This is a genomic window from Roseococcus sp. GW821-FHT12F05 (assembly GCF_058806835.1).
This window is the reverse complement of sequence record NZ_JBXAQB010000013.1, coordinates 119,995-132,830: the sequence shown is the minus strand read 5'-3', so window position 1 is coordinate 132,830 and position 12,836 is coordinate 119,995. Positions and strand designations below refer to the sequence as shown.

The following is a 12,836-nucleotide window of genomic DNA, read 5'->3' as shown; positions in this document are numbered from 1 at the left end:
GGCCGCGAAGCGGAGACAACGAGGGCCGAAGCCCCTCGATCTTCTCCTCAGGACTGCCCCCGGATCGGCACCGGCCCGCGTGGCATCAGCTCCGACGGAAACAGGCCGGACAGAAACTCGATGATCGCGTGCACCTTGGGCGGGGTGAAGCGCGTCTTCGGGTAGATCGCATAAAAGCTCTGCCCGTCCGTCTCCCAGTCGGGCAGCAGCCGCACCAGCTCGCCGCGGCGCAGGTACTGCTCGGCCAGCACGTCCAGCACGTAGACCATGCCGGCGCCGCGCGCGGCGGTCTGCATCAGCGCGTCGCTGCTGTTGAAGAAGAGGTTGGCGTCCGGCACCAGCTCGACGCTCTCCTCGCCCTGGCGGAAGCGCCAGGGGCGCACGGCGCCGCTCGGCTGCTCCGCGAAGCCGAGGCAGCGCCGGGCGTCGATCTCGCGCGGATGCGGCGGCGCCAGAAAGCCGGGCGCGGCACAGAGCACATGGTTCCCATGGTAGAGCGGCCGGGCCACCAGGTCGCCCGTGTCCACCTCGTCGAAGCGGATCGCCACGTCGATCCCGCGGCGGACCAGGCTGTCCACGATGTTGTTGAGGCTGATGACGACCCGCAGCTCCGGATGCTGTTCCGCGAAGCGCGCCAGGGAGGGCGCGATGATGAGGTGGCCGAAGGCGATCGGCGCCTCCAGCCGCAGCACGCCCTTCAGCCCGCCTCCACCGAAATTGGATTCCGCCTCGTCGATGGCGCCCAGGATGGCCTTGCAGCGCTCGTAATAGGCGGCGCCGTCCTCGGTCAGGCGGATGTGGCGGGTGGAGCGGTGCAGCAGCGTGACGCCCAGATGCGCTTCCAGGTGATGCAGCATCGTGGTGACGGAGGCATTGGCGATGTCGAGCTGCGCGGCCGCGCCCGACAGGCTGCCGGCCTCCACCGCCTTGACGAACACCTCCATCGCCCGCAGCCGGTCCATGGCCTCCTGTCCCGCTTCCATCCCGCCGCGTGAGCCCGCAGCTTGTTTTTGATCTGTCACCGATCGCGGGGTGCGGCAAGCACCCTTCGAGGAACGCGAAAACTGTCTTCGCGGCCAGGGCCGGGACATGGCAGGGCCGGCGCTCCATAGTTCCGCAGGGCGGAAATGGAGCTGCACAACATGCGGGAAGAACGCTTTGACGTGGTCGTCGCCGGATCCGGCGTGGCGGGGCTTTCGGCTGCCGTGGCCGCCGCCGAGGCCGGCGCAAAGGTGGTGGTGCTGGAGCGCGCGCCGCGAGAGGAACGGGGTGGGCAGAGCCGCTACACCGAGGCCTATCTCCGCATGAAGAGCCATGACGAGGTCACCGACGATTTCGAGACCCACCTCGCGACCAACGGCAGTGGCGCGATCGACCCCGATCTGATCCAGGAGCTCGCCCGCCCGCCCGCCGACCGCGCGGCCTATGCCCGCGCCCTGGGCGTGGTGGACCCGGACGTGGTGGGGACCTTCGCCGACCGCGCGGGGCCGACCATCGCCTGGATGAAGGGTTTTGGGGTCCGCTTCGACTTCCTGCCCACGCAGTTCCTCACCAAATCGCAGCCGCGGCTGCTGCCGGTGGGCGGCGGGCTGGCGCTGGTGGAGGCACTGGCCGCCCGGGCCGAGGCCCTCGGCGTCGCCTTCCGCTACGAGACGACGGCGCTCCGGCTGGAGCAGGACGGCGACGGCCGCGTCTGCGCGCTGGTCGCGCGTGACAAGGAAGGGCAGGTGCGCCTTGCGGGGCAGGTGGTGCTCGCCTGCGGCGGCTTCGAGGGCAATCTGGAGATGATGACGCGCTATGTCGGCCCCCGCGCCGTGCATCTGCGCCCCATCTGCAAGGGCGGCTACTTCAACCGCGGCGAGGGCATCCGCATGGCGCTGGACATCGGTGCCTCGGGCGCCGGGGAGTTCGGCAGCTTCCATGCGGAGCCGGTCGATCCGCGCTCCGGCGTCTCCGAGCCGTCCGTCTTCATCTTTCCCTACGGCATCCTCGTGAACAAGGACGGCCGCCGCTTCACCGACGAGGCGCCCGGCACGGTGGACGCCCATTACGAGCGCGTGACGCGGCGCATCTACGAGCAGCGCGACGGCATCGCCTGGGTGATCCTCGACGCGCGGCATATGCGCATCCCGAATTATCGGCTGGGCATCCGCACGGACAAGCCGCCCATCGTGGCGGATTCCGTCGCTGATATCGCCGCGGCGCTTGACCTGCCGGCCGAGGCGCTGCAGGCCACGGTCGCCGAATACAACGCCGCCTGTGTGTCAGGCGAATGGAAGCCGCTGGAGCTGGACGGGCTGGCGACGCAGGGCCTGACGCCCGGAAAATCCAACTGGGCCACGCCGCTCGACGAGGGGCCCTACCACGCCTACCCGATCATGTCGGCGAACGTCTTCACCTTCGGCGGCCTGCAGGTGGACGCCTCCGCGCGCGTGGTGGACGGCGACGGCCGGCCGATCCCAGGCCTCTACGCCGCGGGCGAGATCATCGGCATGTACTACGCCACCTACACCGGCGCGACCTCGGTGCTGAAGGGGATGGTCTTCGGGCGCCTCGCCGGCGAGGACGCGGCGCAGCGCCGGAACTTCTGATGCGGCTGCGGGACCGGGTCGCGCTCGTCACGGGCGCTGCCGGCGCGATCGGCGGCGCGGTGGCCAAGGCCTTCGCGCAGGAAGGCGCGGCGCTCTGCCTGGCTGATCGGGCCGGGACGAGCGCCATCGCGGGCGAGGTGGCGGCGCTGGGCGGAAGGGCGATCGAGGCCGCGCTGGACGTGACGCGCCGCGCCGAGATCGACGCGGCGGTGGCGGCCACACTCGCTGCCTTCGGGCGGCTGGACATCCTGGTGAACGTCGCGGGCATCGTCTCGATGGGACCGGCGGCGACGCTGGACGAGGCGGAGTGGGACCGCGTCCTCGGCATCAACCTCAAGGGCAGTTTTCTCGCCTGCCAGGCGGTGATCCCGGCCATGCGCGCGCAGCGCTACGGGCGGATCGTCAATCTCGGCTCCATCATCGGCAAGAACGGCGGCAATCCGCGGCCCTGGATCGATCCCGGAGAGCAGGCGCGGGCCAGCAACGTGGCCTATGGCGCTTCCAAGGCCGGCGTGCACGCGATGACCTTCTTCCTCGCGCGCGAGCTGGCGGCGGACGGCATCACCGTGAACGCCGTGGCGCCTGGCCCTATCGCCACGGCCATGACGACCTCCTTCCCGGCGACGCTCGCGGCGCTGATTCCGGTCGGCCGCATGGGCCGCGCCGAGGAGGTGGCCGAAGCGGTGCTGTTCCTCGCGGGCGAAACCTCCGGCTTCATCACCGGCGAGATTCTCGACGTGAACGGTGGCATGTGGGCCGATTGAAGGCGCCGCCTTGCCCGGCCCGCCGCATCGGCGGAAGCTGCCCGGCGCCGCCTCACGGCTGAATGGGGCGCGGGAGGAAGGAAGGAATGGACCGGCTCCTGGCCATGGAGGCCTTCGTGCGCACGGTCGACACCGGCAGCATGTCGGGCGCCGCGGCGCAGCTCGGCATCGCCAATGCCTCGGTCACCGCGCTCACGCGCCGGCTGGAGGCACATCTCGGCGTTACGCTGCTCCAGCGATCGAGCCGCTACATCCGGCTGACCGAGGAGGGCGCGCGCTACTACGAGCGCTGCCGCTCCATCCTGGAGCAGATCGGTGAGGCGGATTCCGAAATGAGCGGCGGCGAGGGCGGCGTCGTGCGGCTGGAGACGCCGATCGCCGTCGGGCATCTGGTGCTGGGTCCCGCGCTGGCAAAGTTCGGCGCGCTGCATCCGGAGCTGCGCGTGGCAACGACGCTGAGCAACGAGGTGGGCGACCTCATCAAGCGCGGCGTGGATGTCGCGATCCGCATGGAAGGCGTGGAATCGGGCGACCTCGTCGCGCGGCTCATCTACCGCGCCTGCTACGGCCTCTACGCCGCGCCGGGTTATCTCCAGAGGAATGGCGAGCCGGCCTCGCCCGCCGAGATCGTGCCCCGGCAATGCCTCGGCTTCTCGGGCTCGCCCAGCGGCGACCTGCGCATCTGGCACTTTTCGCGCGGCGAGGAGCGCCATGAGGTCCGGCCCGACGGCAACCTCTTCTTCAACAGCACGGATGCGCTGTTGCAGGCGGCCTCGCACGGCGCCGGGCTGATCTACGTGCTGGACGTGCTTGCCGAGGGCGCCTGCCGAAGGGGGGAGCTGGTGCGCCTGCTGCCCGACTGGGAGACCGACCAGCAGACCTTCTATGCGGTGTACCGCCACACGCGCTTCACGCCGCCGAAGGTGCGCGCGCTGGTGGATTTCCTGGCGTCGCATTTCGGCATGAAGGGAGACAGCGCGCCGGTGCCGATCCGGGGAAGATAATGCGAGGGACTCTGCCCTCGTTCTTTCCTTCACCGACACATGGACGACGTGGTGACATTTGCGACGCCCTCAGGCAGATCGCGCTAAGCCATGCCGGGCCCTCCCAGCCAAGTGGCCCTCCACGGTGATGCCTGGCGGCCTTTTCGGCCGCGAGCCTCGCCATCGTCACTCCGCCTGCAATGCCCCGCGCGCGCCCATGTCGGCCCAGCGGGCGATCTCCCGACGGATCAGCGACGCGAAATCGGCCCGGCTGCCGCCGACCAGCTCATAGTTCAGCGCACGCAGCCGCTCTGCCACCGCCGGCGCATGCACGCCGGCCACCAGCAGCGCGTGCAGCCGGTCCAGCACGGCCTCCGGCACGCCCGCCGGCGCCACCATGCCCCACCAGCCCACCTGGTCCACCGCCGGCAGGCCAGCCTCGCGGAAGGTGGGCACCTCCGGCAGCAGCGCGCTGCGCGCTGGCGAGGTGATGGCCAGCGCCTTCACCCGCCCGGCCTGCAGCTGCGTCAGCGAGGACGGCACGGAAATGAAGCCATACTGGACCTCGCCGCCCACCAGCGCGGCGATCTGTGGTCCGCCGCCGCGATAGCCGACCGGCGTCATCTCCAGGCCGCTCGCCACCCGGAACTGCACCACCGCCAGATGGGTCGGGCTGCCGATGCCGGCATGCGCGAGACTGACCGCGCCCGGCTGCTGCCGCGCCTGCGCCAGGACGTCGGCGACGCTTTCCGCCGGTGCCCCTGGGTGCTTCACCAGCACCGCCGGCGCCTGCACCAGCACGCCGAGCGGCGCCAGGTCCTTTTCGGTGTCGAATGGCAGCTGGCCGCGCAGCACGGTCGGATTCACCGACAGCGCGTTGTCAACGGTGCTGATGGTGTAGCCGTCGGGCGGCGCGATCGCCACCGCCTGCGTGCCGGGCACCGTGGCGCCGCCGGCGCGGTTCTCGACGATGAAGCTCTGGCCGGTTTCCCGGGTGGCGTGCTGCGCCACCAGCCGGCCGACGATGTCGCTGGCGCCGCCGGGGGCATAGGGCACGATGATGCGCACCGGCCGCGCCGGAAAGCCGGCCTGGGCCAGGGCCGGGGCGGGCAGCGGCGCGACGGCCAGCGTGGCCAGCAGGGTACGGCGGCGAGTCGGGCGATGCATGTGGGCGGACCTCCTATTGCTTGTTTCCGCCGTGATTAGCAGCTTTCCGTCTTGGTCAGCAGTCCTGTCGGTCAAGGAAGGCGCAGGCCCTTGCGCTTTCCGCCAGGCTTGGGGCGAAGGGCAGACTAAGAGAGGGCAACGCCCCTCAATTCGCGGTCCGCGGCAGCATCGCCAGCAGGTCTTCCGCCGTGCCTTGCGTCAACGTCCGCAGGAGCCGGTCCCACAGCACCGCCGCCGCCGCGCCATGGCCGGCGTGGCGCAGGCAGCCCTCGAACTTCGCGCGCACGCCGGCCACGTCGAGCACCGGCGCGGCCGTGCGGCGTACGGTCACGCCTTCGGCCGTGATCTCCGCCGGCGGGTGTCCGGGCTTGTCCGGCATGGTCTCGACGATGTCGATGCGCTGCGCCAGCGCCAGGGCAGCGGCGTCTCGTGTGATCTGCGGGCCGAGCGTCTCCAGGTCCACGTGGCCATGGGCAAGGGTGAAGGCGGTCATGAAGGGGATGCTGTACTTGGCGTCCTGCAGCGTCTCCGGCACGCGCCGCCCCTCGATCGGATGGCAGAGCTTGGCGGCCGAGGCATTGACCGCGACGGTGATGCGTCCCTCCTTCGGTGCGCCGCCCAGTCGCTCGCGCAGCGCGAGCGCGGCGGCGACATAGGGATGGGAGAGGCGGCAGCTCGGCCAGGGCTTCACCTCGGTGGCGAGCCAGATCCAGCCGGGCGCCTCCAGCAGGCGGGCCCGCAGCGCGTCACTGGGCGCGCCGCCGAGGTAGATGCGGAACATCCCCGCCGCGCCGTCCAGCGCCGTCTCCGGCCCGGTCACGCCGGCCTGCGCCAGCAGCGCCGCCTGGACGCCGCCCATGGAAGCGAAGGCCGGGTAGATCGAGCGCGCCGTGGAGCCCACGCCGAAGCCCGCCTCCTTCCCGCCGGCGAGTTGCATGTAGGCGAGGCCGAGGGCCGAGACGAGCCGGTCCTCGTCCAGCCCAAGCACGATCCCGGCCGCGACGGCGCCGCCGAGATAGCCGAAGACCTGGGTGAGGAACCAGTCGGAGCCCGGCCCGCCGCCGCTCGGCGCGCAGGCCTCGCCGAGGCGGCACATCACCTCGTTGCCGAGGGCCATGGCGGAGAGCACGCGCGGCATGTCGGCGCCTGCGGGCTCGGCGACCGCGAGCGCCGCATGCAGCGTGACCGTGGTCGGATGCAGGCGAGCGTTGTCGTGGATGTCGTCATAGTCCAGCGCGTGGGCGAGGGCGGAATTCGCGAAGGCCGCGGCAGCGGGCGGGAGGCGCTCTGTTCCGCCGATCACGGTGCTCGCGCCGCCGGTGGTGCCGAAGGACATGGCCGCGATGACCTGGTCGCAGATCGGCAGTACGGGCCGCGCGGCCAGGGCGATGCCTAGACTGTCGAGCACGTGCAACTGCGCCCGCGCCAGCACGTCGGCGGGAAGGCCACGCTTATGGCGGTCCAGCACCAAGCGTGCCAGCTCGCGGCTCAGCGAGGCGGCGAGGGATGCGCGCGGCGCCTCGACGGTCATGGACGACATGGCGGCTACTCGTCCGCCCGGGCGCCGGTGGCGCGCGCGACGGCGCCCCACCTGTCCCATTCCGAGCGGAGAAAAGCCTGCGTCGCGGCGGGCGAGGCGAGCGTCATGCTCTCCAGCCCCTGCGCGGCAAAGCGCTCCTTCACCGGCACCGCGGAGGCCGTCTCGGTCAGTGCCGCATGCAGCCGGTTCAGGATGGGCCCAGGCGTCTGCGGCGGCGCGAGCACCATGACCCAGTTCACCGCGACGACGCCGGGCACGCCGGCCTCGGTGAAGGTGGGCACGTCCGGCAGCAGCGAGGTGCGCGTGTCGGACATCACCGCCAGCGCGCGCAGCTTGCCGTCGCGGATCAGGCCATAGACCGCGGCGAGATCCACGATCACGCCCTGCACGTTGCCGGCCATGGTGTCCGTCGCGGCGGGGCCGCCGCCGCGATAGGGCACGTGGGTGATGTTCGAGCTGACCTCGCGGCGCAGGATCTCGATGGCGAGATGCGCAAGCCCGCCCGCGCCGGAGGAGGCGATGTTCACGGGACCGCCGCGCGCCTCTGTCAGGAATTCCTGCAACGTGTGGGCCCGGCTGCCTGGCCCCACGGCCAGCACCGAGGGCGTGGCGGCAACGGTCGCGATGGCGGCGAAATCCGTGCCGGAGTTGTAGGAGATGTTGCGGCTGGTGTGCGGTGCGATCACCAGCGGGCTCGAGCTCGCGAGGTAGAGCGTATAGCCGTCCGGCGTCGACTTGCTGACGTAATCAGCGGCGAGGGTGGCGTTGGCGCCGGGCCGGTTCTCGATGACGATGGGCTGGCCCAGGCTCTCCTGCAGGTTCGGCTGCAGGATGCGGGCGGCAACGTCGTTGGAGCCGCCGGGAGGAAAGCCGATGACGATGCGCACGGGCTTGTTGGGATAGGCCTGAGCCCGGGCGGGCAACGCGGGAAGAGCCAGGGCGGCGGTGGCGCCGAGCAGGAGCCGGCGTGTCGGGGTGATCTGCGGCATTCTTGTCCTCCGTGTTTGTTCTTGTGGATTCAGCCGGCGCGGATTCTCTCGATCAGCCGTGGCAGGACCTCCTGCCAGGGTGCGACGAGGCCGATCTCGGCGACACGGAAGATGTCGGCCTCCGGATCGGAATTGATGGCGGCGATGCGGCTGCGCAGCGCGATGCCGGCGAGGTGCTGCGGCGTGCCGGAGATGCCGACGGCGAGGTAGAGGTCCGGCGCGACGAAGGCGCCGGACTGCCCGACCTGCTGCGCGACGCTGGCCCAGCCGGCATCCACGGCGGGAAGGCTCGCGCCCGCGGCGGCATCGAGCAGCGCGGCGAGCTCGCGGAGCTGGGAGAATCCCTCCGGCCCGGTCATGCCGCGCCCGCCCGAGACCACCAGCCGGGTCCCGTCCACGCGCTTCGGGCGATCGGGCGGGGCCGGCTCGATCACGGGGCGAGGCGCATCCGTGGGCAGGGCGATGCCGAGCGCGAGATGCGTGACGGCGGCATCGGCCACCGGTGCCGGAGCGGTGGCGGGGCGGCGCAGCGCGGCGAGGCAGCGCTGCGCCTCGGTCGTCAGCGCCAGCTCGGCGCGGCCGCCATGGGTCGGGCGATGCGCGGTGAGGGTCGCGCCGTCGAGAGCGATGGCGCCGCAGCGGCCGAGCGGCACGGCGTTCAGTCGCGGGGCCAGCCGCGCCGCCAGCTCCTCGCCGATCGCGCCGGCCGGAAGGACCAGCAGCAGCGGCCCGGGCTCCTCCGCAGGAAGATGGGCGAGGAGCGCCAGTTGCTCCTCCACCAGCGGCGGATCGCTCAGGCCGGGATGCGTGACCAACCGGATCTCCGCGGCGCCCTCGCGTGCGGCCTGCGCAGCATCCATGTGCTCCGGACGGCCGAGCAGGAGGGCGCCGGCCTGCATGCCGTGGCGCACGGCGAGGTCCGCGGCGGCGGCCACGGCGGCGAAGGGATCGGAGAGCGCCGGATCGCCCAGGGGCACCAGGGCCAGGATGCGGCGGATCATCGCACGGCTCCGTCGCGCCAGGCGTGCAGATAGTCGGCGAATTCGCCCACCTGCGCCTCCAGCGGGCCGCTCAGCAGGCGGCAGGCGCCCGCTCCGCGCTGCGGCGGCGGCACCACGGTGAGCGATACAGCGTGCAATCGGCGCGGCAGGTCCGGAGCGGACACCGCCGGCACCTCGACCGGCTCGCGCTTGGCGAGCACGACGTTCTTCATCAGCGGATGGCGCAGCCGGTTGCCGCGGTCGTTGGTGAGGCTGACCAGCGCGGGCGAGGGGAGGAGCACGGACTCCTCGCGCTGCCCGCGCATGCGCTGCGCGCGGAAGCCGCCCTCTGCGAGCGTGACCCCATGCGCCTGCCCCCAGAAGGTCCAGCCGCGCGTCTCCGCCAGCAGGGGCGGCAGGACGCCGTCATCGGCATCGCCGAACTCACGGCCCATTAGCACGAGATCCGGGGCCTCCGTCGCGAGGTCCACGCCTGCGGCCAAAACCTGCGTCGCGACGCTCGGGTCCCACAGCGGCACCGCGGAAGTATCGAGGCGAAAGGCACGGTGTGGCCGGAAGGCCATGACCGCGCGCAGCAATGCATCGCCCGCCGCATCGCCGGGCAGCACGGCCGTCACGCGCACCGCGGGATCAGTGTCGCGCAGCTTCAGCGCAGTCTCCAGCGCGGCCTCATCGAAGGGGCTCAGCCGGCGCGGCAGGCCGCTCTCCTCGGCGAGCTCCGTGCTCGCGCGGAGACCGAGCCCGGCCAGCCGCCACTTCGGATCCACCACGCCCGCCAACAGCACGACAACCTGCATGACGGCGCCCCCTCAGCCGAGCGCGCTGCGCGCCGCGAGGCGGCCGAAGATCAGCGCCTTGCCCAGCGCAGAGCCGGTCATGTAGGCGGCGCCATGAAAGCCGCCCACCACCTCGCCGGCGGCGAAAAGCCCCTCGATGCGCTCGCCGAAGACGTCCAGCACGTGCATCCCGGGATCGATGCGCAGCCCGCAATAGGTGCCGTAGACGGCGGCGGTGGAGGGATAGGCGTAGAATGGCCCCGTCTCGATCCGCTGCAGCACGCCGTGGTTGTGCACCAGGTGCCGGCGGCCGAATTCCGGGTCCTCGCCGGCATCCACGAAGCCGTTGTAGTCGGCGACGGTCTTGAGCAGCGCGTCCTCGGGCACCTCGATCTGCCGCGCCAGCTCCTCCAGCGTCGGGGCCTCGATGAACAGCCCTTCTTCCAGCCGCCGCTCGAAGTCGAGGATGCGCACGTCGTTGTCGCCGCTGCGCAGGATCGGCTCGTCGAGGATCTGGAAGGTCGCGCCATAGGGCTGCCGCAGGCAGGCCGCGCCGAGCAGCTTGTAGGACAGGGATTCGTCCACGAAGCGGCGGCCGTCCTGGTTCACCGCGATCGCGCCTTTGTAGACGCAGAGGCAGCTATGGTCGTTCTGCTCGTCGGTTGGGTGCTTGCCGAAGGTGCCCTTGATCTGGCCCATGTCCCTGACGTCGGCGCCCAGCGCCCAGGCCATGCGCAGCCCGTCGCCCTGGTTGCCCAGGCCCCCAAGGAAGACGGCGTGCTCGCAACCCGGCGCGAACTGGCAGACCAGCTCCGGGTTGCGGCTGAAGCCGCCGGCGGCGAGCACCACGCCACGGCGCGCTTCGATGGCGAGGCTGCCCTCCGGCCCCTCCGCGAGCAGGCCGGTGACGCGGCCATCAGCGGGATCGCGCTGCAGCCGCGTCGCAGCCGTCTCCATTCGCACTGTCACGCGCCCGGTCGCGCGGCTGCGCGCCGCGAGCAGCCGCACCATGTCGGCCGGGTCCACCGTGTGCACGCGCGGCACGGACTGACCGGAGGAAGCCTCCAGCACCGGGCTGAAGGCCTGGCCCAGCGCCTTCAGCCAGTCATAGGTCTCCAGCTGATGCGCGGCATAGACGCCGATCAGCGCTTCATCGGCCGTGCCGCCGCCGAGCTCGACGAGGTCGCTGGCCAGCAGCTCCGCGCTGTCCTCGATGCCCTGCGCCTGCTGCATGTCGGTGCCGGCGAAGGCGAGGCAGCCGCCGCTCATCGCGGAGGAGCCGCCGGTCTCGGCCAGCTTCTCCAGCAGCAGCACCTCGGCGCCGCGCCCGGCGGCCTCCAGCGCCGTGGCGAAGCCGGCGGCTCCGCCGCCGACGACCACGAGGTCCGTCTGCACACGCTCCATCACGCCACCTTCCGCGCGGGTTGCTGCGCGTAGGCGGCGGCACCCGCGCCCGCGAGCCGGCCGAAGACCGAGCCCGACATCAGCCCTGCCCCACCGGGATAGCCTGTGTAGTAGAGCCCGCCGACCATCTCGCCGGTCGCGAAGAGGCCGGGAATCACAGGCCCGTCCTCGCTGACCACATGCGCCGTCTCGTCCACGCGGATGCCGCCATAGGTGCAGGTGACGCCGCAGGTGATGCCGATCGCGATGAAGGGCGGCTTGTCGAGCGGATTGGCCCAGTTGGTCTTCGGCACCTCCAGCCCGACCGTGCCGCGGCCGTCGCGGATGTTGGGGTTGAAGGGCACGTCCTGTCGCACCGCGGCATTCCACTCGCGCACCGTGCGGAAGAAGCCCTCGCGGTCCACGTCGCCCATCTTCTCGGCCAGTTCCTCGACGGTGTCGGCCTGGACCTTGGTGATCTGGCGGATGCGGTACTCGTCCGAAAGCAGGTGCGCGGCGTGCTGGTCGAAGATCTGCCAGGCGAGGCCGGAGGGCTGCCGCAGCACCGCCTTGCCGAGCGTGGCGTAGATGTAGTTGCGGAAGTCGGCGCCCTCGTTGAAGAAGCGCTCGCCGCGCAGGTTCACCATGATGCCCATGGGGAAGCCGTTCTTCTGCTGCCCGACGAGGCCAAGCTCGCCGAATTCCGGGGCGCAGCGGTCATAGGCGACGGAATGGCAGCCGGACCAATGTCCGTAGGAGAGCGCCCCGGCCTCGCGCGCCATGGCGATGCCGTCGCCGGTGTTGAATCGCGTGCCGCGCGGCTTGGCGAGGTCCCAGTCGGGGCCGAGGTAGCGCGCGCGCCATTCGGCGTTCGCGTGAAAACCGCCGGCGCCGAGCACGATCGCCCTGGCGTGCAGGATCCGGCGCCGGCCGTCCTGGATGATCTCGACGCCGGTGATGCGGTCCGCTTCTTCCACGAGCCGCACGGCGCGGGCGCCGTAGAGCACGCGGACGCCGCGCTTCTCCGCGGAGGCGAAGAGCATGTCCATCAGCCCGCGGCCACCGCCCACGGCCTCCACGGTCAGCCCGCCCCAGAACTTGAACCTGCCCTCCACCTTGAAGGCCTGGCGTCCGTAGATGGGCACGAAGCGCACGCCCTTCTCGCGCATCCAGGCCATGGTCGGCAGGCTCTGGTCCACCAGCACCTGGATCAGGTCGGCATTGGCGCGCCAGTTCGAGAGGCGCATGCAGTCGTCGAAGAAGGTGTCGCGCGTATAGGTGCCGAAATCGGTCATGGCGATCTCGGATTCCGTGAGGTCCGGCACGATGCGCTTCAGATCCTCCACCCCGTCATAGACGGTGCGGAAGGCGCCGCCGCTATGCGCGCTGTTGCCGCCGCGGTCGCCTTCCGGCGCGCGCTCCAGCACGAGCACCCGCGCGCCGGCTTCCTGCGCCGACAGGGCGGCGCACATGGCCGCATTGCCGGCGCCGACCACGATGACGTCGATGGCCCCGAGGGCCTCCTCCCCAATCATTGGCGTACCTTGTGACGTTGATTCCTTGATGCGGAGGTTACCGGCGCGGGACAGCCGGAACCAGCAACGACAGGCACGCCATCCGTGAAAACTCCATTCGCGCCGGC

At 71.3% G+C, this 12,836-nt stretch carries 11 protein-coding genes; 3 read left to right on the top strand and 8 right to left on the bottom strand.

What is annotated here, in order from left to right:
- Positions 1-47: 47 nt before the first annotated feature.
- Positions 48-962 carry a LysR family transcriptional regulator gene (locus tag AC1ROY_RS25530; RefSeq protein WP_493151729.1) on the bottom strand — a complete coding sequence of 305 codons (915 nt, stop codon included), beginning with the start codon at positions 960-962 and terminating at the stop codon, positions 48-50.
- 180 nt (positions 963-1,142) lie between these two features.
- Between AC1ROY_RS25530 and AC1ROY_RS25525 the strand changes: the two genes are divergently transcribed.
- From AC1ROY_RS25525 to AC1ROY_RS25515, 3 genes are all read left to right on the top strand, one after another.
- Positions 1,143-2,591 carry an FAD-dependent oxidoreductase gene (locus AC1ROY_RS25525; RefSeq protein WP_493151728.1) on the top strand — a complete coding sequence of 483 codons (1,449 nt, stop codon included), beginning with the start codon at positions 1,143-1,145 and terminating at the stop codon, positions 2,589-2,591.
- Positions 2,591-3,355 carry an SDR family oxidoreductase gene (locus AC1ROY_RS25520; protein ID WP_493151727.1) on the top strand — a complete coding sequence of 255 codons (765 nt, stop codon included), beginning with the start codon at positions 2,591-2,593 and terminating at the stop codon, positions 3,353-3,355. Before AC1ROY_RS25525 ends, AC1ROY_RS25520 begins: the two co-directional genes overlap by 1 nt.
- 86 nt (positions 3,356-3,441) lie before the next feature.
- Positions 3,442-4,359: a LysR family transcriptional regulator gene (locus tag AC1ROY_RS25515; RefSeq protein WP_493151726.1), complete on the top strand. Its 918-nt coding sequence runs from the start codon at positions 3,442-3,444 to the stop codon at positions 4,357-4,359.
- Positions 4,360-4,524: 165 nt separating this feature from the next.
- On the opposite strand, the gene AC1ROY_RS25510 is transcribed toward AC1ROY_RS25515, so the two are convergent.
- From AC1ROY_RS25510 to tcuA, 7 genes are all read right to left on the bottom strand, one after another.
- Positions 4,525-5,505 (bottom strand): Bug family tripartite tricarboxylate transporter substrate binding protein, encoded by a 981-nt coding sequence (locus tag AC1ROY_RS25510; RefSeq protein WP_493151725.1) that lies wholly within the window; start codon positions 5,503-5,505, stop codon positions 4,525-4,527.
- Positions 5,506-5,650: 145 nt separating this feature from the next.
- Positions 5,651-7,045: an MmgE/PrpD family protein gene (locus tag AC1ROY_RS25505; protein WP_493151724.1), complete on the bottom strand. Its 1,395-nt coding sequence runs from the start codon at positions 7,043-7,045 to the stop codon at positions 5,651-5,653.
- 5 nt (positions 7,046-7,050) lie between these two features.
- A complete protein-coding gene (locus AC1ROY_RS25500) occupies positions 7,051-8,034 on the bottom strand; it encodes a Bug family tripartite tricarboxylate transporter substrate binding protein (protein ID WP_493151723.1) in 984 nt (327 codons plus the stop codon).
- A gap of 29 nt (positions 8,035-8,063) precedes the next feature.
- Positions 8,064-9,035, bottom strand: a complete 972-nt coding sequence (locus AC1ROY_RS25495) for an electron transfer flavoprotein subunit alpha/FixB family protein (RefSeq protein ID WP_493151722.1) — start codon at positions 9,033-9,035, stop codon at positions 8,064-8,066.
- Positions 9,032-9,832: an electron transfer flavoprotein subunit beta/FixA family protein gene (locus AC1ROY_RS25490; RefSeq protein WP_493151721.1), complete on the bottom strand. Its 801-nt coding sequence runs from the start codon at positions 9,830-9,832 to the stop codon at positions 9,032-9,034. Before AC1ROY_RS25490 ends, AC1ROY_RS25495 begins: the two co-directional genes overlap by 4 nt.
- 12 nt (positions 9,833-9,844) lie before the next feature.
- Complete coding sequence (locus AC1ROY_RS25485) at positions 9,845-11,215, bottom strand: FAD-dependent oxidoreductase (RefSeq protein ID WP_493151782.1); 1,371 nt, start codon at positions 11,213-11,215, stop codon at positions 9,845-9,847.
- Positions 11,215-12,729: an FAD-dependent tricarballylate dehydrogenase TcuA gene (gene tcuA / locus AC1ROY_RS25480; RefSeq protein WP_493151720.1), complete on the bottom strand. Its 1,515-nt coding sequence runs from the start codon at positions 12,727-12,729 to the stop codon at positions 11,215-11,217. The genes AC1ROY_RS25485 and tcuA overlap by 1 nt, the downstream gene beginning before the upstream one ends.
- Positions 12,730-12,836: the final 107 nt, after the last annotated feature.